The sequence below is a fragment of the Flavobacterium phragmitis genome, assembly GCF_900112575.1.
GTDB lineage: Bacteria > Bacteroidota > Bacteroidia > Flavobacteriales > Flavobacteriaceae > Flavobacterium > Flavobacterium phragmitis.
Genome location: NZ_FOMH01000015.1, coordinates 113,979 through 136,971, shown reverse-complemented (window position 1 = coordinate 136,971; position 22,993 = coordinate 113,979). Strand labels below are relative to the sequence as shown.

Genomic DNA, 22,993 nt, shown 5'->3' with positions numbered 1-22,993 from the left:
AAGGCAGTAATGTCACAGTCGAGTAGTACTAATAATCCGTAAGCTTATGTACGAACTTTTCCCTCCCTGGTCCCAGACCAGGGAGGGAGGAAACTTTCTAAATAAAACTATTGCATTTCTTTATCCCAGTATGTTAAGATATTGTCCGCACGCGGAAAGTTAAAGGTTGTTTGTTATGAGTTATGAGTTGAAAAACTACAAACTGTAAACTGCAAACCATTAACTGAAAACCTTAAGGTGGTTATTGCGGCGGGGCTCACCTCTTCCCATCCCGAACAGAGAAGTTAAGCCCGCCTGCGCAGATGGTACTGCAGTTTTGTGGGAGAGTATGTCGTCGCCTTTCTTTTGAAAACCCTGTTTCTAACGAAGCAGGGTTTTTTGTTTTATAGACTTTTGGGTTTTTACGCAGAGAGCGAAGGGATTTTTTTATACCTGACGCTGAAAAAGAACCCAGAGGCTGTCTGTGTTGGCTTCCTATGTTGAAATGTAGATTTTTGTATGCGTAAAATCAGAAAGTTCTTTCAGGTCCGGGTGCTTTAGGGGTGGAAGCGGCATCTCCCGATTTAGAAAAACAAGGCTTTTTTAGTCCTAGTTTTTGTTAATCGGGAATACAGCGCACAGCCGGCCCGGAGGGAAACGCCATAAATATTCTTATTTGTTAAATACTTATGTGTTGTAAGTCAGGTATTTGTGTTTTTATTCGTTTTAGATTTTTTTGTCATCAACATCATTAATGAATTTAATTACTCCATTCATAAATACTTTTTGGTCGTCCCACATGGCTAAATGACTTCCATTTGGGCAGTATAAATACCTTCCTTTTTTGACTAATTTGCTTTGTTCTTCCATTGCTTTTGGATCCATTGTATCGTATTTGGCACCAATCATTAGCGTTGGAATTGTGATTTCATGCAGTCTGTTTTTGATGTCCCATTTGGCTAATCTTCCACTGATTCCGAATTCGCTTGGACCTTGCATTAGAGTGTAAACTTCTCCGTTTGCATGTTTGCTGGCTCTATTTAAACCGTCTGGCCATTCTTCTAAACGGCATAAATGCTCTTTATAGAAATTTGGAATTAGTAATTCCATATATCTTGGATTGCTGAAGTCTTTTTTCGTTTCTAAATCTCGTATTTCTTTAAGAACTTCCGGTTTCATTTGCTTGGCTAATACCTCATCAGCATATTTTCCATATTCTGGTGCACTTGCCATCATATTTGCTACCAATAATCCTTTCATATTTTGCTGATATTTTAGAGCATATTCCATTGCCAGAATTCCGCCCCATGAATTACCTAAAACATAGAAATTGTCTTTATCAGCATTAATGGCTTTTCTGACTTGCTCAACCTCATCAACGAAACGGTCAATTGTCCATAGGCTGCTGTCTTTCGGTTGATCACTATAATAAGAACCTAATTGGTCATATTCGTAAAATTCGAATCCTTCACGTTGAAAAAAGGTTTCAAAGCATTCCATGTATTCATGCGTCATTGCAGGGCCTCCATGTAAGAGTAAAACTTTGATTTTCGGATTATTTCCAAAACGTTTTGTCCAGACTTTAAATTCGCCAACAGGTGTTTTTATTGGAATCATTTTTACTCCGGCTGTTTCTACTTTATCTTTTCCATAAGTAAAATAATCTGATAAAATATTGGTATTGCTTTCATTTTTACAAGAGGTTAAAAGAAGAAAAGCTGAGAGTGCAATAATTGTACGCATAGGTTTAGGTTTAAGGTTTTCTACTAATTTACGAATTATAGTTACATATGAAATATTAATTTAATTGTTTGTGGATTGATTATTTGTGATGTTTTTGAAACACTAAATGTTTCTTAAATTAATTTGAATGCATTTTTTGAAATGGTAAATTAGTAATACTATACCTTAAAGAAATGAATTATGAAAATGAAGATATTTTTAGCCGTTGCCTTGTTAATCCTGACAATTTCGGCCAGCGCACAGAAGAAAATTGAAGTAACAGAATTGCCAAAACCGGCACAGGAATTTTTAAAGAAACATTTTAGTCATACTTCAGTAGAGAAAGCTCAGAAAGATCCTGAACACGGAGAAAAGGGCTATGAAGTGAAACTAAAAGACGGAACAGAAGTAGAGTTCTGGAAAGATGGTTCATACCGCGAAGTGGACGGCGGTGATAATCCAATTCCAACTGATTTTATACCTGATAATATCAAAGCTTATGTTGCCAAAAATCATCCGAACGAAAAAATAACGCACATTGACTATGGACACAAAGATTTGGATGTTGATTTGACTAATAAAATTGATCTGGAATTTACCAAAGATGGTAAAATTCTAAAAGATAAAAAGTATAATGTCAAGAATTAGATAGTATATTTTGTTTTTGACGAGATCTTACAAGAGAACATCTTGAGAGAAAATAGTTTATATTTACATCTTTATTTTTTATTTCATGGAAGAAAATAAACATGTAACGATATATGATATCGCCGAAAGACTGAATCTGGCGACATCTACCATTTCACGAGCTTTAAAAGATCATCATACCATAAGTGACAAAACGATTAAGAAAGTGAAAAAAACCGCTGAAGAAATGGGATTTGTTCCCAACACTTTAGCAGCAGGTTTACGTGGGAACAAAACCCGAACAATTGGTGTTTTAATCCCCACTGTTACGCAGCCTTTCTTATCTTCATTAATCAGTGGAATTGAAATTACTGCCCAAAAATCGGATTATACGGTAATCATTATGCAGTCGCATGACTCGTATGAAGAAGAAGTCAATATGGCGAAATCTTTGTACAGCAATCGCGTGAGTGGTGTTATTTGCTCTTTGGCAATGGAAACCAGAAATACGGCGCATTTCCATCAGTTTTCCAACAATAATATTCCGTTAGTTTTTGTCGACAGGGTTCCGAAAGATTACAATACTTTTAGAGTGGTTATTGATAATTATTCTGCAGGTTACAAAGCAACCAAGCACCTTATTGAACAGGGTTGTATTCGTATTGCGCATTTAACAGCCGGCTCAGAATTAGGAAATTTATATAACGAAAGAAAAAGAGGTTATATTGAAGCCTTAAAAGATCATAATATCGAAGTGGAAGAAGAATTGATTATCAATCTAAATTCTGTTACTTACGAAGACGGTGTGAAAGCCAGCAATGCCTTATTTGACTTAAATCCAATTCCTGACGGATTGTTTGCTCCAGGAGATATTTTAGCCGTAAGTGCTATTCAGACTGCTAAAAAGAGAGGGATCAAAGTTCCTGAAGAATTTAAAGTAATTGGTTTTAACAACGACCCGATTTCGCAGATTATAGATCCTAATTTATCGACTATAACGCATCCTGCTGAAAAAATGGGAAAAGCTTCTGCAGAAATTATTATCAAAAATCTAAAGTCTTCTAAGAGTGATGATGCCAAAGAAATTACCTTCTTAAATACAGAAGTATTGGCAAGAGAATCTTCGGGAAAATAAATCAGACTCAATTTTGAATTTAGGGCTTATTAGTTTATTTATAGCTGAATAAGCCATCACCGTTTATATTATTTTTTGGAATGAAAACCATTACACTTCCAGACGAAATGAATTTAGAAATATCACAGCCAGTGCATGTTGTGGAGTACAGCAGTTCTAAAGATGTTTCTAAACAGCAGATTATTCTCAATCAAAATATCATTAGTTTTTTAATTGAAGGTACCAAAGAAGTTATTTTTAATAATGTAGCGTTATCGATTGATCGTTCTAAATTCATCATAATGCGTTCCGGAAATTGTCTGATGACCGAAAAAAGAATTTCAGAAACGTCGAATTATAAAAGCATTCTTTTGTTTTTCTCTAATGAAATAGTTCATAATTTCATTAGAAAAATGGAATCAGAAAAATCAGAATTGATTGAACCTAAATCGGTTTATGATTTTGGTTATGATGATTTTTTAAAACGTTTTGTAGAGAGTTTAGCCGATATTGCTAAACTTTCAAAAACGGTTCAGATAAAATTATTGGAAGTTAAGTTTGAAGAAGTAATGCTTTATCTGACTTCTCAATATGGAACCGATTTTTTATATTCATTAATTACTAACAACAATCAAACGGCTCAGAAATTCATTCGTACTATAGAAAACAGTCATCTCGATAAGTTGACTGTAAAAGAACTCGCATTTTTGTGCAATATGAGCGTGTCGACTTTTAAGAGGGAATTCGAAAAATACTATTCGGCATCACCAATGAAATGGTTTCAGAACAAACGATTGGAACATGCGCATTACTTGTTAAGTCAGGAGAAAAGCCCTTCTGAAGTATATTTTGAAGCCGGTTACGAAAACCTTTCGAGTTTTAGCCAAGCCTATAAACTCAAATATGGCGTTACGCCAAGAGAACACAAAAAAGTTTGAGCTTTTAGCAACAGTTTTTGATCTTTTACCTAAAATGATTCAGCTGTTCCAAATCTAACTTTGCTTAAAATTTTAAAACAGATAAAATGAAAAAGCTAAGTATGATTTTGGCGATATCAGCCATTTTTTCAACATCGATTTTTGCGCAGAAAACATTTACCTTAACCAGTAAAGATTTAGGAGGAGAAACGACTAAAATTCAGGAATTCAACGGATTTGGATGTTCGGGGGAAAACCAGTCTCCACAATTATTATGGAAAAACGCTCCGGAAGGAACTAAGAGTTTTGCCGTAACGATGTACGATCCTGATGCGCCTACAGGAAGCGGATTCTGGCATTGGGTTGTAGTGGATATTCCGGCAAATGTAAGCGAGTTGGTTACCAATGCAGGAACAAAAAATCTGGTTCCAAAAGGTGCAATCCAAAGTGTAACCGATTATGGAATCAAAGGATTTGGAGGCCCTTGTCCGCCAGTTGGTCACGGATACCATCAATACATTATTACAGTTTATGCTTTAAAAACTGATAAACTGGGAACTGATGAAAATACAAATCCTGCTGTAGTTGGCTTTAATCTTTGGAATCAGACTTTAGCAAAAGCCAGTATTATAGCTTATTACAAACGATAATAATTTTAGGGTTCAAGCCTTAAACCCAACCCCGTTAAAGCAGGATAGTTTTTATAATTATCCTGCTTTAATTTGTTATAGAAATAATTTTTTCGAAAAAAAGACAGTCAAAATTTTTTTCTTAAACAACAATCCTATATTTTTACGCAACCGATTGCAATTGTTGTTTTATTTAATATAATGTATTTTTTGAATTAAAATTTTATCAAATACTTTTAATTGGAAATAAAATGCTGATTCTTTTCGAAAGATTTTTTATAAAATAAATGTAAACTAATGACCTCATTAAGATTTGTTTTCCTGTTTCTTCTGATTTCCTTTTCGGCTTCGGCGCAAAAGGATTATAAATTGTGGCTTCAATATAATACGGTTACTAATCCAACAGTAGCTTCGCAATACAAAAGCAATCTTAAAGGCATTGTCGTTTTGGGAAATTCAGAAACCATTAGAATTGCTGAAAAAGAACTCAAAACAGGATTCTCGGATATGTTGGGAAATATTCCAGAAATTAAATCAGAAGTAAAAGGAGAGTACAATATTATTGTAGGTTCACAGTCAAATTTAAATGCAGAAATTAAAAATGAACTGCAGTCTGATTTTGATAAAATAAATAATGAAGGTTTTATCATAAAATCTATTTCCATTAAAAATAAAAAACAAATTGTTATTACCGGAAAGAATGATGTTGCTGTTTTATATGGAGTTTTTCATTTCCTGAGAATATTGCAAACCAATAAATCAGTTAAAAATTTAAATATTGCTGATTCTCCTAAAACCAATATCAGAATCTTAAACCATTGGGACAATCTTGACAGAACGGTAGAACGTGGTTACGCAGGATTTTCTCTTTGGAACTGGCAGAAATTGCCTGATTTTATTGATCAACGATATATTGATTACGCCAGAACGAATGCCTCAATTGGAATTAACGGAACGGTTTTAACAAATGTAAATGCAAACGCCTTAATTCTGACTCCACAATATTTAGAAAAAGTTGAAGCCTTAGCCAATGTTTTCAGACCTTACGGAATAAAAGTCTACTTAACGGCAAGGTTTTCGGCACCAATTGAAATTGGAAGCCTAAAAACAGCCGATCCAAAAGATCCTGAAGTGATGAATTGGTGGAAAAATAAGTCGGCAGAAATTTATAAACGAATTCCAGATTTTGGAGGATTTTTGGTAAAAGCCAATTCAGAAGGTCAGCCAGGACCACAAAATTATGGCAGAAATCACGTTGATGGAGCCAATATGCTGGCTGATGCCGTTGCACCTTTTGGCGGAGTAGTTATGTGGAGGGCTTTTGTGTATTCTGAACATGATGCCAATGATCGCGCGAAACAAGCTTATACCGAATTTCAGCCATATGATGGAAAATTCAAAGAAAATGTAATTGTTCAGGTAAAAAACGGGGCGATTGATTTTCAGCCAAGAGAACCATTTCACCCATTATTTGGAGCGATGCCAAAAACACCTTTAATGATGGAATTTCAAATTACGCAGGAATATTTGGGTTTTAGTACACATTTGGTTTTTCTGCCTAAATTGTTTCAGGAAGTTCTGGAATCAGATACGTATCAAAAAGGAAAAGGTTCGACAGTTGCCAAAGTCGTTGACGGCACTTTATACCAAAATAAACTAACGGGAATTGCCGGCGTTGCCAATATTGGGAACGATTTAAATTGGACAGGACATCCGTTTGCACAAGCCAATTGGTATGGTTTTGGAAGACTGGCTTGGAATCCATATTTAGATTCTGAAGTTATTGCAGAGGAATGGTTAAGAAGCACTTTTTCTAACGATGAAAATTTCATTAAACCAGTTAAGGATATGATGATAGAATCGCGTGAAGCCGTTGTCAATTATATGACGCCACTGGGTTTGCATCATATTATGGATACGGGGCATCATTACGGTCCAGGACCGTGGGTTTCCAATTTATCAAGACCAGAATGGAATCCGACCTATTATCATAAAGCAGACAAAAACGGAATTGGTTTCGATAGATCAAAATCAGGTACAAATGCCGTTTCGCAATACGCACCAGAAGTCGCAAATCTTTTTGATAATTTAGAAACTTGTCCGGAAAAAGATCTTTTATGGTTTCATCACGTTTCATGGGATTATAAACTGAAAAATGGACAAACGCTTTGGAATGGTCTGGCACTAAAATATCAGGAAGGTGTAAATCAGGTTAGAGAAATGCAAAACGTTTGGAACAAAGCTGAAAAATATGTGGACAGCGAACGTTTTAATGAAGTGAAAATGTTATTAGAAATTCAGCATAAAGAAGCAAAATGGTGGCGTGATGCCTGTTTGTTATATTTTCAGCAATTTTCAGGAAAAGAACTTCCTGAAAGAGTAGAAAAGCCAACACAGACATTAGAGTATTTTAAATCATTAAAATTTCCTTTTGCACCGGGAAATGGATAAATAAATTGGATAATTGTAACACAGATGACGCAGATTCGCTATCGCGAAAACGCTGATTTACACGGATTTTTTATTTATGATTTTTATTCAAAAATCCGTTTTTTTCCGTGTCTTCGCGATAGCGAATCCGCGTCATCCGCGTCCTAAAAAATATAGTATAAAAATTATGAGCAAGAAAACGGCAATTGTAACCGGAGGAAATTCGGGATTAGGTTTTGCAACGGCAAAAAAACTTTGTGACAACGGAATCACAACGTATATAATTGGAAGATCAAAAGAAAAAACAGAAGAAGCCTGTAAAGAAATTGGTGAAAATGCTGTTCCTGTAATCTTTGATCTAAATAATCTAGCCGGAATTCCCGAAATGATCGCAAGTATTACGAAGAATGGGCCAGTAGATATTTTGGTTAACAATGCCGGAATCAATATGAAAAAAGAAATTCCTGATGTAACCGATGAAGATTTCCTTTCGATAATTCATACCAATTTATTGAGCGTTTTCGCCGTAAGCAGAGAAGTCATTAAAAACATGAAAGAAAACGGAGGTGGAAGTATTATCAATATTAGTTCGATGGCATCGCAATACGGAATCCCAAAAGTTATTGCATATTCGTCAAGCAAAGGGGCTATCGAAGCGATGACGCGTGCTATGGCAGTTGAATTGGCTCAGTTTGGTATTCGTGCCAATTGCATTGCTCCGGGATTCATTAAAACTAAAATGTCGTCAACAGCACTTGACAACGATCCGGAAAGAAAAAATAAAGTATTAGGAAGAACGCCAATGGGGTATTTAGGAGAACCTTCAGATATTGCAGATGCGGTTTATTATTTCGCTTTGAGTGAATCAAAATATACTACGGGTACAGTTTTACCAGTTGATGGCGGAAATAGTATTGGTTTTTAATTGTGAAAATGCCACAAAGGCGCTAAGGCCCAAAGGTTTTCTTTAGAGTTTTTCTACCATTAAGGTATTAAGAAAATTAAGCAAAACTTTGAACTCAATCGTTATGATAAAAGGGAAATTAAGGCGTGACTTTATGGACTTAAACCTAAAGAAAAAAGGATAATTAAAGGCTTAGCTTTATGAACTTAATACCTTAATGGTAGAAAAAAAACTTTGTGCCTTAGCGCCTTAGTGGCATAAAAAAAAAGAAGTATGATTAAAATGCAACAAACCATGCGATGGTTCGGGCCGAATGACAACGTCAAATTAATTGACATTCGACAATCGGGTGCAACGGGAATTGTAACCGCATTGCATCAAATTCCTGTTGGCGAGATCTGGACTGTTGAAGCGATAAAAGAAAGAAAGGAAATTATTCGCAATTATGGATTGGAATGGACTGTGGTGGAAAGTCTTCCTGTTCATGAAGAAATCAAACGGGCTTCTGGAAACTATCTGCAATACATTGAAAATTATAAAATAAGTTTGCAAAATCTGGCAGAGTGTGGAATCAAAACCATAACCTACAATTTCATGCCGATTCTGGATTGGGTGCGAACGAATCATGATTTTATAAACGAAGACGGAAGTAGAGCTTTATTGTATAATCAGGATGCCTTTACGTATTTTGATGTTTTTCTTTTAAAAAGGCCAAACTCAGAAAATGATTATTCTGATGCTCAAAAAGAAAAAGCACTGCAATTTGGAAGTCAATTATCAGAAGAAGAAAAAGCGTTGTTGTTTAAAAATGTTTTATTGGGATTGCCAGGAAGTAAAATCAATTTTACGGCAGAACAGATTTTGTCTCTTTTAGAAAATTATGCTGAAATAGACAATCAAAAACTAAGAGAAAACCTGATTTATTTTTTATCAGAAGTAACACCGATTGCAGAGCAAAACGGGCAAAAATTAGCGATTCATCCCGATGATCCGCCATTTTCGGTTTTAGGTCTGCCAAGAATTGTTTCAACAGAAGAAGATTTGAAAGCAATTTTTGGTGCCGTTACATCAACAGCAAATGGATTGTGCTATTGCACTGGTTCGTTAAGTGCCGATCCCAAAAACAATTTGGAAAAAATAATCGATGATTTCGGAGACCGAATTCATTTTTTACACCTTCGAAACACCATCCGCGAAAGCGAAACTATTTTTAGGGAATCAGAGCATTTAAACGGCGATGTTAAAATGAAAGTGATTGTTGAGAAATTGTTGGTGCTAATGAATAAAACCAAAACAAGTCTGCCAATGCGTCCAGATCACGGTTTTCTGCATCGAGTTGATGAAGAAACTGAAACTTATCCAGGTTATTCTTTGACAGGAAGATTAAAAGGTTTGGCGGAGTTACGAGGTTTGGAAATGGGAATTGGGTATAAATTGAATTTGTAAATAAAGTTACGGATTCTAGCAAGTTTCGAAATGTCTTAAATCTCAAATAAAAATTATTAACTATTTAAACCAAAAGATATGAAATTTATTAAACCTTGTTTATTTGCCTTTACGGTTCTGTTGTCTATAAGCTGTACATCTCAAAAAGAGAAATCTAGTTTAAAAGATGTATATAAAAATGATTTTTATATAGGAACGGCATTAGATTTAAATCAGATTAACGAAAAAAATAAAAAAGAAGATTCTCTGATTCGTAAAGAATTTAACGCGATTACAGCAGAAAATATTATGAAATCGATGTTTACGCATCCGCAGAAAGATAAATACGATTTTACTCTATCAGATAAATTCGTGGCGTATGGGGAGAAAAATAAAATGTTTATTCATGGGCATACTTTAATTTGGCACAGCCAATTAGCGCCTTGGATGCAAAAAATCGCTGACAGTACAGAAATGAAAGCCTTCATGAAAGACCATATCACAACAATAGTTTCTAAATACAAAGGCAGAATCAATTCGTGGGATGTGGTAAACGAAGCTTTAAACGAAGACGGAACTTTACGAAAATCAATTTTCCTGAAAACACTTGGAGAAAAGTATCTGGTTGATGCTTTCAAACTGGCGGAAAAAGCCGATTCAAAAGTGGATTTATATTATAACGATTATAATATCGAAGAGCCGGCAAAAAGAGCTGGAGCAATTGCTTTAATAAAAAAAATAAAAGCCGAGGGGGGAAAAGTTGATGGAGTGGGAATTCAAGGACATTGGAGACTGGAAAGTCCATCATTGGAAGAGATTGAAAAAAGCATATTAGAATATTCTGCTTTAGGACTTAAAGTGGCTTTTACGGAATTGGATATTACGGTTTTACCAAATCCGTGGGATTTAAAAGGAGCAGATGTAAATCAGAATTTTGAGGGAAGTGCTAAAATGAATCCGTATCCACAAGCATTACCTGATTCTATTCAAAATAAACTTGCAGAACGTTATGCATCTATTTTTAAATTATTTTTAAAGCATAAAGACAAAATTAGCAGAGTTACGTTTTGGGGTGTTCATGATGGTCAATCTTGGCTAAACGACTGGCCGATAAAAGGAAGAACCAATTATCCGTTGCCATTCGATAGAGATTTAAGACATAAAAAAGCTTATGATAGTATAAAAAAGCTGAAAGAAACTAAAAAATGATACCAAAATAGACTAAATTTTGATGAATTGTCTAACAATGGGTTGTGATATAAAAAATAATTTAAATAAAGTAAACTTAATTTGCATAATATGTTTTTTTGTCTAATTTTACACAACCGATTGTTTTGAATGTAATTCAACTCAATCTTGTCATTTCGACGAAGGAGAAATCACACTAGAAACTCCGCACAGAATGTCGCCAATCTTTGTCGAATCCCGCGTGTGATTTCTCCTTACGGCGAAATGACAAAAAAAGAACCTAACTAACAATCCAAAATGACCACAAACCCACGAATGACAAACCTTCCACAGAAACTATCTATTAAAGAAAAAATTGGATACAGCTTAGGAGATTTAGCTGCCAATTTGGTTTTTCAGACTTTGATGACCTATCTGGCGTATTTCTACACCGATATTTACGGATTATCACCAACAGATTCTTCCATCATCATGTTGATTGTTGGATTAATTGCTGCTTTTATTTTTAATCCAATTATTGGGGTTTTGGCAGACAGAACGAGTACCAAATGGGGAAAATTCAGACCTTGGATTTTAATGACTGCAATTCCGCTTGGAGTAGTCGCATTATTAGCCTTTTCAACTCCTGATTTTTCCTATAAAGGAAAAGTGATTTATGCTGTTGTAACGTATACTTTACTGCTTCTTTTTTATGCCGGAAACAATCTGCCCTATTCTGCTTTAAGCGGAGTGATTACGGGCGATATGAAAGAACGAAATAGTATGTCATCCTACCGTTTTGTTGCGGTCATGTTTGCACAGTTTTTTGTTCAGGTTTTTATGCTTGGGATTATCAAAAGTGCCGGAAATGGAGATAAAGCAATCGGGATTGAAAAAGTAATGACCGCTTTGGCGATTATAGGAACGATCATGCTTTTAATTACTTTTTTAACGACGAAAGAAAGAATTATTCCAAAACCGGAACAAAAGTCAAGCGTTAAACAAGATTTGAGCGATTTAATCAAAAACAGACCTTGGGTTATTATGCTTTCGCTGACGACTTTGGTTTTTGTGACTTTGGCTATCAAAGGCGGTTCGTATGTGTACTATTTTGAGAATTATGTAGATAAAGAACAATTAGCTGTTTTTATTCAGCCTATTTTGGATTTTCTGACGAATATTGGATTGAATCATTTTGGGAATGATCCTGTTTCTGCAGGTTTTGGATTGTTTAATGCAGGCGGAATCATCTTCATGATTGTCGGAATTACTTTGTCTAAAAATCTGGCTGATAAATACGGAAAAAGAAACATATTCGGATTGTTTTTATTCATTTCGACACTGTTTATCATCGCTTTTTATTTCTACCCGTCGACGTCAATTAGTCTGATGTTTTTCTCTCAAATCCTACACGGATTTTTCTATGGAATCACGATCCCAATTCTTTGGGCAATGATTGCCGACGTAGCCGATTATTCAGAATGGCTTAATAATCGAAGAGCGACAGCAATTATTTTTTCAGCTATGATGGTAGGTTTGAAAAGCGGATTAAGCATTGGAGGCGCTTTAACGACATTATTCCTGGGTTATTTTCATTATGTTCCAAATGCACCTGAGCAATCGGAGACAGCTATAAATGGAATAAAATTATTAGTTAGTATTTTCCCGGCAATACCTTTTTTAATTGGAGTTGGATTGCTGTTTTTCTATAAAATCAACAAAGAAATGGAAGTGCAGATTGAAACTGAACTAAAAGAAAGAAGAACTTAATTATTTAAATAAAATACCACTATGCCTGAAGATAGCATTGAACACATTAATTTTGAGGAAATTAATGATTTGGCGATTTCGAAGCCTTTAGTATCTCATATTTATACGGCCGATCCTTCGGCGCATGTATTCAATGGGAAGATTTACATTTATCCGTCGCATGATATAGATGCCGGAATTCCGTTTAACGATAACGGCGACCATTTCGGGATGGAGGATTATCACGTTTTTTCGATGGATACGATATCCTCTGAAGTTGTGGATAACGGAGTAGCACTTCATGTTGATGATGTGGCTTGGGCCGAAAAACAAATGTGGGCACCCGATGCGGCGCATAAAAATGGAAAGTACTATTTGTATTTTCCAGCCAAACGTGCCAACGGAATTTTCCAGATTGGAGTGGCGATAGGCGATTCGCCAGAAGGTCCTTTTGTACCGCAACCAGATGCTATAAAAGGAAGTTACAGTATTGATCCGGCAGTTTTTGAAGACGAAGACGGAAAACACTATATTTATTTTGGGGGTATCTGGGGCGGACAGCTTCAGAAATATCGAAATAATATATACGATTCCAATAACGAAGAACCGTTTGGCAATGAACCTGCTTTAGGTCCAATCGTAGCTTTGCTTCGTGATGATATGCTGGAATTTGCTGAAGAGCCAAAAGAAATTCAAATTTTGGATGAAAAAGGGAAAGTGATTTTGGCAGGAGATAACAATCGTCGTTTTTTTGAGGCTTCATGGGTTCACAAATACAACGGAAAATATTATTTCTCTTATTCAACAGGAGATACACATTTTATCTGTTATGCTATTGGAGACAATCCGTATGGGCCGTTTGCATATCAGGGAAGAATTTTAAATCCTGTTGTAGGATGGACTTCTCATCATTCTATTTGTGAAGTTGAGGGGGAATGGTATTTGTTCTACCACGATTCAAGTTTATCGAAAGGCGTAACGCATTTAAGAAGCATGAAAGTGACCAAAATCGATTATCTCGAAGACGGTTCGATAGTAACAATTGATCCGTACGGAATAAGAAGATTGTTTGATTAGATTTTTTTGGTAAAAAAATTTGAAAGAAATTACAATCGGTTGTGTTGGGTATTCGTATAGTTTGTCATTTCGAGGAACGAGAAATCACATTAGGGAATCGATAAAGAATGGTTACTTGCAGTGCGGAGTTTCTATTGTGATTTCTCCTTTCAGTCGAAATGACAAATATTGATGATCAAACCTTTGCGAACCTTGCCGTAAACATTTGCGTATTTTGCGGTTAAATTATGTAGAACAACTTATGAAAAATAATGTTCTTTTACATCTTCTGAACCGTTTGCGTGAGGGATAGCAGTGGAAAGCCCACAGCCGTGAGGAACGAACAGGCGAGGACTTGTAACGGATAGCCCGACCCGGAGGGGCACGCCCAAATTATTGAAATATATAATTTTAAAAACTTAACATAATTAATATAAAAAACAATTTTTTATAAAATAATTTTGCCTACTTTAGCATAACAGAACGGAACAGAACGGTATGCTAAAAGAAGAAGAAAAATTTGAGTTTATAATCAATCACGAAAGTGATATTCCGAAGTACCAGCAGTTGGTGGATGGAATCACAAATTCGATTGCAGAGAATATTTTACAGAAGGGAGATTTGCTTCCGTCGGTGAATGTGATTTGCAAAACGTATCAGCTTTCGAGAGATACAGTTTTTAAGGCTTATTCGATTCTGAAAGATCAAAAAGTGATTGATTCTGTGCCGAATAAAGGCTATTATGTAGCGGGTGAAACGAGAAAAGTGCTTTTGGTTCTAGATACGTTTAAGGCTTATAAAGAGGTTTTGTATCATTCGGTTGTGAATAATTTGGCAGAAAATGTGATTATTGATGTGCAGTTTCATCATTATAATATTGATGTTTTTAAAACGATCATCAATAACGGAATTGGGAAGTATTATAAATATGTGGTAATGAATTTTGATCACCCAGATATTGCTCCGACATTATCGGCGATTTCAAAAGATAAACTGCTTTTGATTGACTGGAATATTCAGGCAGATAAAGCCAACAATTATGTGTTTCAAGATTTTGGAAAAGCATTTTATGAGTCTTTGACAGAAGCGGTGGGTTTGTTTAAAAAATATAAAAAAATACAATTTGTATATCCTGATTTTACGAATCATCCGTGGGAAACAGTGGAGTTTTTTAAGAAATTCTGCGCTGATTTTGGTTTTGAATATGATCTGATTACAGATCCAAAGAAGTTCAATATCGAAAAAGGAATTGCCTATATCAGCGTAAGCGACAGGATTTTGGGGCACTTTTTAGAACAATGCAAAGAGAAAGATTACGAACCGGGAAAAGATGTTGGTTTTTTATCGTACAACGAAACCCCAATGAAGAAATTTATATACAAAGGAATTTCGGTTATCTCAACCGATTTTAAAGAAATAGGAACCAAAGCGGCGGCATTTATTACACATGACGAAGTAACGAAGTGTTATGTGCCGACAAAATTAATAATAAGAGAATCATTGTAAGTATGTATTATATCGGATATGATATTGGAAGTTCTTCTGTGAAAACAGCAATTGTTGAAGCAGAAACGGGTAAAAAAGTGATCGTTTTGAATGAACCTCAGAACGAAATGGAAATCCTTTCGATTCACCCGGATTGGGCAGAGCAAGATCCCGAAATGTGGTGGCAGTACATTTGTACGGCAACAAAAAGGGCGATTAAAGAAGCAAATATAGATGCATCAAAAATTCAGGGAATTGGTATTTCGTACCAAATGCACGGATTGGTGATTGTGGATGAAGCTGGAAATGCACTTAGAAATTCAATTATCTGGTGCGACAGTCGCGCGGTTGAAATTGGGAATAAGGCTTTTGCCGAAATTGGAGAAGAGAAATGCATGTCACATTTATTGAATTCGCCAGGGAATTTTACCGCTTCGAAACTGAAATGGGTTAAAGAAAACGAACTAGCCGTTTACAATAAAATCTTTAAATACATGCTTCCCGGAGATTACATCGCTTTGAAATTGACAGGCGAAGTAACGACTACGAAAAACGGTTTATCTGAAGGGATGCTTTGGGATTACAAAGAAAATAAGGTAGCCGACTGGCTTTTAGAGTATTACGGAATCGATACAAAAATGACTCCAAAAATTGTAGAAAACTTTACGAATCAGGGAGTTGTTACTGAAAAAGCCTCAAAAGAATCTGGATTGCCAGCAGGAATTCCTATTGTGTATAGAGCGGGAGATCAGCCAAATAATGCTTTATCATTAAATGTACTTCGTCCGGGAGAAGTTGCTGCAACAGGTGGTACGTCTGGCGTTTTCTATGCTGTTACAGAAACAAATTCAGGAAAAAGTACTCGTGTAAACAACTTCGTCCATGTGAATTATACGGAATCTAATCCGAGAGTTGGGAAATTGCTGAATATAAACGGAGCTGGAATCCAATACCGATGGATGCGAAACAATATCGGAAATGAGTCGTATGAAGAAATGAATGAAAAAGCATCCCAGATAAATGTAGGTTCACAAGGATTGGTTGTAATTCCGTTCGGAAATGGCGCCGAAAGGATGTTCAATAACAAAAACATTGGATCTCATATTTTAAACTTGAATTTTAATATTCATACCAACGCTCATTTATTCAGAGCATCTTTAGAAGCAATTGCATTTTCTTTTGTGTACGGAATGGAATGCTTGAAAGACGATAATGCAACAATTAATGTAATCAGGGCTGGAAATGATAATTTATTCCGTTCTGAAATTTTCTCTAATACTGTGGCAACATTAATTGGGCATGAAATAGAAATTTATAATACGACCGGAGCAGTAGGAGCGGCAAGAGCCGTAGGCTTGACAGATGGTGACTTTGAGAAATTTGGTTCAGGAATTACAACAAACGATCACGTAATGACCTTTTTGCCTCTAAAAAACAAAGAGGAATATGAAACGGCTTATAAAAAATGGAAACAAGAATTAGAATTAATATTAACAAATAAATAAAAGACAAAATGATAACTTTAGGAGACAAAGAATACTACAAAGGTATCGGCCAAATTAAATTTGAAGGCAAAGAATCAGATAATCCTTTGGCATTTAAATATTACAATCCAGACCAAGTTGTAGCTGGAAAAACAATGCGTGAGCACTTTAAGTTTGCTATCGCTTACTGGCATACTTTCTGCGGACAAGGAAGTGATCCATTCGGACCAGGAACTCAAAATTTTGCTTGGGATGCTTCATCAGATCCCTATCAAGCTGCAAAAGATAAAGCAGATGCTGCTTTTGAATTCATCAGCAAAATGGGATTCGATTATTTCTGTTTTCACGATTACGATTTGATTGCTGAAGGAGCAACTTTCGCAGAATCAGAAAAACGTTTGGCTTTTATTACAGATTACTTAAAACAGAAAAAAGCAGAATCTGGAATTAAATTGCTTTGGGGAACTTCAAACTGTTTCTCAAATCCAAGATTCATGAACGGCGCGGCTACAAATCCTGATTTTAATGTAGTGGCAAGAGCTGGAGGACAAGTAAAATTAGCGCTTGATGCAACAATCGCTTTAGGCGGAGAAAACTATGTATTCTGGGGAGGTAGAGAAGGTTATATGTCTTTGCTAAACACAGATATGGGAAGAGAACTTGACCACATGGCGCAATTTTTGGCAATGTCTAGAGACTACGCAAGGGCTCAAGGTTTCCAAGGAACTTTCTTCATCGAGCCAAAACCAATGGAACCATCTAAGCACCAATACGATTTTGACTCGGCAACTGCAATCGGATTCTTGAAAGAATATGGTTTAGACAAAGATTTCAAAATCAATATCGAGGTAAATCACGCTACTTTGGCACAGCATACTTTCCAACACGAATTAGAAGTGGCTGCAAAAGCTGGAATGTTAGGAAGTATCGATGCTAACAGAGGAGATTACCAAAACGGTTGGGATACAGACCAATTCCCAAATAACATCCAAGAAACTACTGAAGCTATGTTGGTTTTCTTAAAAGCTGGCGGATTACAAGGCGGTGGAGTTAATTTTGATGCGAAAATTAGAAGAAACTCAACAGATTTAGAAGATGTTTTCTTAGCGCACATTGGCGGTGCTGATACTTTCGCAAGAGCATTATTGACAGCAGATAAAATCATCACTTCTTCTCCTTACGAGAAATTGAGAAAAGAAAGATATAGCTCATTTGATTCTGGAAAAGGAAAAGATTTTGCTGATGGAAAATTAAGCTTGAAAGATCTTTACACTATCGCTCACGAAAATGGAGAATTAAACCTTCAAAGCGGTAAACAAGAATTGTTTGAAAATATCATCAACCAATATATTTAATTGGTTTAGATTTTAATATCAAACCTATTTAGTGAGGAAGAAAATCTAAAACTTTGAAAATGTGTATTAAGATTATGGCTTTTTTTGTCATTGAGGTTTAAAAAAAATAGATTTAAGGTTTAGTTGCTATTTTTTGAAATTCAAAACAAATCAAAGGTCAGTTTGATAAAATAATAAGAGGATATTTTTTATTGAAGGTTTTTTGAAGAATAGAATCAATCGAAATGCACATTTTTAACTCACTGCAACATGCTGAGAACTTTGTCAAAGTTTTAAACCTTGACAAAGTTTTTTTACGCAAAAAACTTTTAACTTAAACTAAAAAAACATGAAATTTTTTATTGACACTGCCAATCTTCAGGACATTGAAGAAGCGCAGGCTTTAGGTGTTTTAGACGGTGTAACCACCAATCCGTCTTTAATGGCAAAAGAAGGCATTACAGGAAAAGAAAATATTTTAAACCATTATTTGGCTATTTGCAATATCGTTGACGGCGATGTTTCGGCTGAGGTAATCTCAACAGACTTTGACGGAATGGTAAGAGAAGGAGAGGAGCTTGCAGCTTTGCATCCGCAAATCGTGGTAAAATTACCTATGATTGGCGACGGTGTAAAAGCCTGTAAATATTTTTCTTCAAAAGGAATTCGCACCAATGTAACTTTGGTATTTTCTGCTGGTCAGGCATTACTGGCTGCAAAAGCTGGAGCGACTTATGTTTCTCCGTTTTTAGGAAGATTAGATGACGTTTCTACAGATGGAATGAACCTAATTGCAGAAATCAGAGAAATCTACGATAATTACAATTATCAAACACAAATCCTTTCAGCCTCTGTGAGACATACCATGCATATTATCAATTGCGCCAAAATTGGTTCAGATGTTATGACAGGACCACTTTCTGCAATCAAAGGATTGTTGAAACATCCTTTGACAGATATTGGATTGAAACAGTTTGTTGAAGATGCGAAAAAGATGAATCTCTAAACTAAGAATAAACAACACAATCTATGAACCCTTTTCATCTTGAAAAGGGTTTTTTTATTGAAAATTTCAAGTAAATTTTATGTGTTTAAATTTTCCATCAGCATTTTCAAAAACGCCACAACCGCTTTTTTTTCATAAACTTCTTTCAAGGAAATCAGCATTGCGGTTCTGGTCATATTCTCACCTTTTATAGGAATTGCGTGTAAGTCTTTCTCATTTTCAATTGTTGTTTTTGTTAATATGGTATGCCATTTTCCTGTTTTAATCAGTTCGAGCAAAGTTGGAATGTCGTTAATTTCAATAGTAACTTTTGGGTGAAGATTATCTTTTTCAAAGGCTTTATTGATGAACTGCGTTGTACTGAAACCGCTAGATGGAAGCGCAAGAGGCAGAGAACTAACCTCATCAAGAGAAATACTTTTTTTATGCGTTAAAGGAGTTTCAGATGCCGTAACCAAAGCCATTGGAGAAGTAAATAATTCCAAATATTTAAAATGAGCTTCAGAAGCAATTTCTTCAAAAGTCAAAATCACATCCAATTCAAAACGATTTAGTTTTTGAATGAGTTCCTGTGAAGTTCCGAAGACAATTTCAAATTGAATTTTGGGATATTCAGAGCTAAATAAAATCAATGCTTTTGTCACCACATGGCGAAGTGCGTAAGTCACGCCAATTGCTACTTTTCCTGTTTCCAGATTATTTAGATCTTTTAATAACTCCAGACCGTCAGAAGCTTTGTTGACAGATTGTTGGGCATAAACGGCAAATAAATCTCCAGCTTCAGTTACTGTAATTCTTTTTCCGATTCTATTAAAAAGCGGAACCTGAAGTTCATCTTCAAGCTGTTTGATCTGCTGCGATAACGTACTTTGACTAATATAAAGTGCCGAAGCAGCTTCAGTAAAATTCAGCAATTCCTTTGCTTTTAGGAAATATTTTAGCTGTCGAAGTTCCATTTCTAAATCGGTTTTATCGATTGATTTTATCGAAAAATAAGGTTTTACAAATATAGAAATTCTTAAGAACTTTGTCGTGTTGCAAAATTAAAGCAAAACAAAATGGAAATTATAGCTTTACAAGAAGGAAATTATATCGCGAATTCTCAAAAAGAGTTTCAATTAATTACAGAAAATACAACCGAAAAAGGGCTTAAAATGGCAATTCAGCCTTTTGTGGTTATTACAGATAATGATGTCATATTATTAGATTTTGGTTTAGGATTTATGAATGATGGTGTTCCGTTTATTCATGAAATGCTAAGAAAACATAATATAGAGCCAGAACAAATTACAAAAGTTTTAGTTTCACATCTGCACAAAGACCATATTGAGGGAATTGGTTATTTTAATGAAGGTAGTTTTATCTGTAATTTCCCAAATGCTACGATTTACATTCAGGAACGAGAAATCGATTTTGCTTTAGAACAAATTAATAATCTATCTTATGTTTTTGAAATCTTAAATGAATTGAAAAAACTGCCGAATGTTGAGTTAATGCAATATGATAAAGGCACTATAACAGATGAGATTTTCTACGAAGTTTCGGCTGGACATACCCAATATCACCAGGTTTTTTGGATTAAAGCCGATGATGAAATTGTTTTTTATGGAGCAGATGATTTACCTCAAAAAATATACTGGTCAATGCATGTTGCTTATAAAACAGACTTTGATGGAAAACGTGCAATGGAATCCCGTAAAAAATGGGAACAACAAGCTAAAGAGGAGAACTGGAAAGTGCTTTTTTATCACGATATGAAAACGCCTGTTGCAAGGTTTTTTGAAGAGAAAATGAAATACGTATCGTAAATGAAAGATTTACAAAGAATTTCAACTCTAAAACAATAAAAGGAAAATTCAGATTAATTTATTTAGTCTGAATTTTTTTTTAGAAGAAAACAAAAGAAACAAAACACTTTTCACTTTTTCTTCCAATGAAGTTCTTAGAATAGAAAACGCTTTTGTAATCTGCGCTTCAACGGTCTTTATAGAAACATCCAAATGCTCGGCGATTTCAATATTCGTCAAACCTTCTTTTTTACTCAGAATAAAAACCTCTTTGCATTTTGGAGGCAGATTTTGAATTTCCTTATTGACAGCATTTAAAACTCTCTGAAAAGCTTCGGAATCTTCTTCCTGAACAATTCCGTTCAAAGCATCATAATAGGATTTTTCCAATGAAAACAAAGACTGGTTTTTTCGGTATAAATCGATGAACTCATTATAAGTTAATTTATAAAGAAAACTTTTTAAGGAATGTTCCGGTTTTAATCTCGTACGCTGTTCCCAAACCTTAATAAAAACATTCTGCACAATATCTTCGGCGCTGTAAACATTCTTAACCAGACTGTTAGCGTAAACGCAAAGTTTATGATGATAGGTATCGATTAAATAAGTGTACGCCATTTCATCTCCATTTTTTAGAGATTCAATAAGTATAGTATTATTGCTGTAATCACCCGTTTTCATAAAAACAAATATATAAATTTATAATTTTCGCTGCCTAAATAAGGCCTTTATTTGCTAAAAATCTTCCTTTTTGGCAATTTCTATTTGAAATTTATTACAAATAAAAATTCAAAAAAAAGGCAAAGATAAAAACATTTATTCTTTATTTCTATCAAATTAGTAGTATTTAATGAAAGAAAAAACTTGTGAAAAATAAAAAAAGCATCAAAATGAAAAAAACTTTATCAAATTGTTAGGGTTTTGTTTTTTTGCTTCGTAATAATATTAAAAACAACTGAAATGACCGTGAAAAAATCAGAACGATTAATCGTGAAATTTATCACAAATCAGGCGAGTCAGGAAGAAATTGAACAACTGACTGAATGGCTGAAGGAAGATGAAAATAAAATTGTGTTTGAGGATTTTGTAAAAACCAATTACGCAATAGATACCGCTATGAATAATTTTGACTCTACTGAAGTTAGAAAACAGCTTTCAGAGAGAATCAAAAAAGAAAATAACGTTTTTTATAAAAGAAGATTTTCTTCTTACTATAAATATGCTGCGATTTTGATTGTGGCTTTGGGCGGATTTTATTTTTATAAAAATTCAGAGATAGTATCAAAGCCAAAAGAAAATGTAGTAATTCCAAGAGAAGATGAAATTGTGTTGCAACTTGGAAATGAATCACAGAATCTTAAGCTAAATGAAGCAAGAAACATAACCGATAAAGACGGAAATGTAATTGGAAGACAGGAAAAAGACAGATTGGTTTATAATAAAGCTTATTCTGAAGGAACATTGATTTACAATATCATCCGAATTCCGTACGGGAAAAAGTTTGAAGTACAATTGTCTGATGGAACGCTGGTGCATTTAAATGCTGGAACATCATTGCGTTACCCAGTTCAGTTTGTTAAAAATCAAAACCGTCAAGTGTATCTTTTGGGAGAAGCTTATTTTGAAGTGGAAAAAGATAAAGAACATCCGTTTAACGTAAATACACAAAACATAAATGTTGAGGTTTTGGGAACGAAGTTCAATGTTGATACGTATAGTGAAAATACAAGCACAGATGTTGTTCTGGTCGAAGGAAAAGTGTCTTTATGCAAAGACCAGAAAACAAAAGAAAATCAAGTGTATCTGAAACCGGGAGAAAAAGGTTCAAATGAAAGAGGACAGTCAAAAATTATGACAGAGCAGGTTAATACAGAATATTATACAGCTTGGGTAAAAGGAAGTCTGGTATTTAAAAATGCTTCGTTTGAGGATATTATTAAAAAACTGGAACGCCGTTACAATGTCACTTTCATCAATAGAAATAAAACGCTTGGAAAGGAAATTTTCAATGCTCGTTTTGATAATGAACCAATTGAAGTGGTGCTGAAATATTTCAGCGATAGTTATGCTATTGATTACGATATAGATCGGGATAAGATTACTATTAAATAGAATTAAGAATTAAGAATTAAGAATTAAGAATTAAGAATTAAGAATTAAGAATTAAGAATTAAGAAT

Annotated in this window: 19 protein-coding genes and 1 rRNA gene; 17 read left to right on the top strand and 3 right to left on the bottom strand. The window is 34.8% G+C overall.

All coding sequences use genetic code 11. From position 1 onward, the window contains the following. Positions 1 to 233: 233 nt before the first annotated feature. A 5S ribosomal RNA gene (gene rrf / locus BM289_RS22835) occupies positions 234 to 343 on the top strand. Positions 344 to 705: 362 nt separating this feature from the next. Here the strand turns inward: rrf and BM289_RS22830 are convergent. Further along, positions 706 to 1,722 carry a proline-specific peptidase family protein gene (locus BM289_RS22830; RefSeq protein ID WP_091498131.1) on the bottom strand — a complete coding sequence of 339 codons (1,017 nt, stop codon included), beginning with the start codon at positions 1,720 to 1,722 and terminating at the stop codon, positions 706 to 708. 180 nt (positions 1,723 to 1,902) lie between these two features. Here BM289_RS22830 and BM289_RS22825 point away from each other — a divergent pair, with 180 nt between their 5' ends. The 14 genes from BM289_RS22825 (at position 1,903) to fsa (ending at position 19,028) form a co-directional block, all read left to right on the top strand. Beyond that, on the top strand, positions 1,903 to 2,349 hold the full coding sequence (locus BM289_RS22825; RefSeq protein ID WP_091498128.1) for a PepSY-like domain-containing protein: 447 nt from the start codon (positions 1,903 to 1,905) through the stop codon (positions 2,347 to 2,349). 85 nt (positions 2,350 to 2,434) lie between these two features. Further along, positions 2,435 to 3,463, top strand: a complete 1,029-nt coding sequence (locus tag BM289_RS22820; protein WP_091498125.1) for a LacI family DNA-binding transcriptional regulator — start codon at positions 2,435 to 2,437, stop codon at positions 3,461 to 3,463. An 80-nt stretch (positions 3,464 to 3,543) separates the two neighbouring features. Next, positions 3,544 to 4,380, top strand: coding sequence for a helix-turn-helix domain-containing protein (locus tag BM289_RS22815; protein ID WP_091498122.1), 837 nt, complete (start codon positions 3,544 to 3,546; stop codon positions 4,378 to 4,380). 86 nt (positions 4,381 to 4,466) lie between these two features. Then, positions 4,467 to 5,009, top strand: a complete 543-nt coding sequence (locus tag BM289_RS22810) for a YbhB/YbcL family Raf kinase inhibitor-like protein (protein ID WP_091498120.1) — start codon at positions 4,467 to 4,469, stop codon at positions 5,007 to 5,009. Positions 5,010 to 5,285: 276 nt separating this feature from the next. After that, entirely contained in the window at positions 5,286 to 7,439 is a 2,154-nt protein-coding gene (locus BM289_RS22805; RefSeq protein ID WP_091498117.1) for an alpha-glucuronidase family glycosyl hydrolase, read from the top strand. 166 nt (positions 7,440 to 7,605) lie between these two features. Beyond that, positions 7,606 to 8,343 (top strand): SDR family NAD(P)-dependent oxidoreductase, encoded by a 738-nt coding sequence (locus tag BM289_RS22800; RefSeq protein ID WP_091498139.1) that lies wholly within the window; start codon positions 7,606 to 7,608, stop codon positions 8,341 to 8,343. 261 nt (positions 8,344 to 8,604) lie between these two features. After that, positions 8,605 to 9,768 (top strand): mannonate dehydratase, encoded by a 1,164-nt coding sequence (uxuA, locus tag BM289_RS22795; protein ID WP_091498136.1) that lies wholly within the window; start codon positions 8,605 to 8,607, stop codon positions 9,766 to 9,768. A 78-nt stretch (positions 9,769 to 9,846) separates the two neighbouring features. Continuing rightward, on the top strand, positions 9,847 to 10,956 hold the full coding sequence (locus BM289_RS22790; protein ID WP_091498116.1) for an endo-1,4-beta-xylanase: 1,110 nt from the start codon (positions 9,847 to 9,849) through the stop codon (positions 10,954 to 10,956). A gap of 294 nt (positions 10,957 to 11,250) precedes the next feature. Then, positions 11,251 to 12,684 (top strand): MFS transporter, encoded by a 1,434-nt coding sequence (locus tag BM289_RS22785; RefSeq protein WP_091498114.1) that lies wholly within the window; start codon positions 11,251 to 11,253, stop codon positions 12,682 to 12,684. Between the two features lie 21 nt (positions 12,685 to 12,705). Further along, positions 12,706 to 13,740 (top strand): glycoside hydrolase family 43 protein, encoded by a 1,035-nt coding sequence (locus BM289_RS22780; protein WP_091498111.1) that lies wholly within the window; start codon positions 12,706 to 12,708, stop codon positions 13,738 to 13,740. A gap of 477 nt (positions 13,741 to 14,217) precedes the next feature. Continuing rightward, positions 14,218 to 15,225 carry a GntR family transcriptional regulator gene (locus BM289_RS22775; RefSeq protein ID WP_091498109.1) on the top strand — a complete coding sequence of 336 codons (1,008 nt, stop codon included), beginning with the start codon at positions 14,218 to 14,220 and terminating at the stop codon, positions 15,223 to 15,225. A gap of 2 nt (positions 15,226 to 15,227) precedes the next feature. Next, positions 15,228 to 16,709 carry a xylulokinase gene (locus tag BM289_RS22770; protein WP_091498106.1) on the top strand — a complete coding sequence of 494 codons (1,482 nt, stop codon included), beginning with the start codon at positions 15,228 to 15,230 and terminating at the stop codon, positions 16,707 to 16,709. 8 nt (positions 16,710 to 16,717) lie between these two features. After that, positions 16,718 to 18,043 (top strand): xylose isomerase, encoded by a 1,326-nt coding sequence (gene xylA, locus BM289_RS22765; RefSeq protein ID WP_091498103.1) that lies wholly within the window; start codon positions 16,718 to 16,720, stop codon positions 18,041 to 18,043. Between the two features lie 328 nt (positions 18,044 to 18,371). Then, a complete protein-coding gene (gene fsa / locus BM289_RS22760) occupies positions 18,372 to 19,028 on the top strand; it encodes a fructose-6-phosphate aldolase (protein ID WP_091498100.1) in 657 nt (218 codons plus the stop codon). A gap of 77 nt (positions 19,029 to 19,105) precedes the next feature. Here the strand turns inward: fsa and BM289_RS22755 are convergent, their stop codons facing one another. Next, positions 19,106 to 19,984 carry a LysR substrate-binding domain-containing protein gene (locus BM289_RS22755; protein WP_091498098.1) on the bottom strand — a complete coding sequence of 293 codons (879 nt, stop codon included), beginning with the start codon at positions 19,982 to 19,984 and terminating at the stop codon, positions 19,106 to 19,108. Positions 19,985 to 20,086: 102 nt separating this feature from the next. Here BM289_RS22755 and BM289_RS22750 point away from each other — a divergent pair, with 102 nt between their 5' ends. Continuing rightward, complete coding sequence (locus BM289_RS22750; protein ID WP_091498095.1) at positions 20,087 to 20,836, top strand: MBL fold metallo-hydrolase; 750 nt, start codon at positions 20,087 to 20,089, stop codon at positions 20,834 to 20,836. Positions 20,837 to 20,884: 48 nt separating this feature from the next. On the opposite strand, the gene BM289_RS22745 is transcribed toward BM289_RS22750, so the two are convergent. Beyond that, positions 20,885 to 21,496 (bottom strand): RNA polymerase sigma factor, encoded by a 612-nt coding sequence (locus BM289_RS22745; protein WP_091498092.1) that lies wholly within the window; start codon positions 21,494 to 21,496, stop codon positions 20,885 to 20,887. Positions 21,497 to 21,775: 279 nt separating this feature from the next. On the opposite strand from BM289_RS22745, the gene BM289_RS22740 reads away from it, so the two are divergent. Beyond that, a complete protein-coding gene (locus BM289_RS22740) occupies positions 21,776 to 22,927 on the top strand; it encodes a FecR family protein (RefSeq protein ID WP_091498090.1) in 1,152 nt (383 codons plus the stop codon). Positions 22,928 to 22,993 lie beyond the last annotated feature (66 nt).